We start from the raw sequence: 360 nt of genomic DNA, 5'->3' as shown, positions 1-360 counted from the left end.
ACCAGAACCAGCTGAACAGCATCTTGTCACGAATGATTATGTAGCCCCACGAACCAGTACAGAACGAACTCTCGCAGTAATTTGGTCAGAGGTATTAGGCATAGACAAAGTCGGAATCCATGATAACTTTTTTGATTTAGGTGGAGATTCCATTAAAGCAATCAGAATAGTCTCCGGTGTACAAAAACATGGCTTTAAATTAGCTATGAATGAATTATTTAAAAATGGAACGATTCATTCCATTCGTGAGCAGCTTATCTCTTTTGAAAGTAAAGTAAGTCAAGAAGAAGTGATTGGAGAAGCACCGCTAATTCCAATTCAAAAGATGTTTTTTGAACACAACTTTACAGATAGCCATCA

1 protein-coding gene is annotated in these 360 nt (G+C 37.2%); it reads left to right on the top strand.

Features of this window, described 5'->3' with window-relative positions; genetic code table 11:
- The coding region (locus Q1A47_RS20645) for a phosphopantetheine-binding protein (RefSeq protein WP_299632768.1) at nt 1–360 on the top strand (360 nt) is incomplete at both ends.

Source organism: uncultured Virgibacillus sp. (assembly GCF_947495635.1).
GTDB classification, from domain to species: domain Bacteria; phylum Bacillota; class Bacilli; order Bacillales; family Amphibacillaceae; genus Virgibacillus; species Virgibacillus salarius.
Note: the sequence above shows the minus strand (reverse complement) of the source record. Positions and strands in the feature narration are given on the sequence as shown.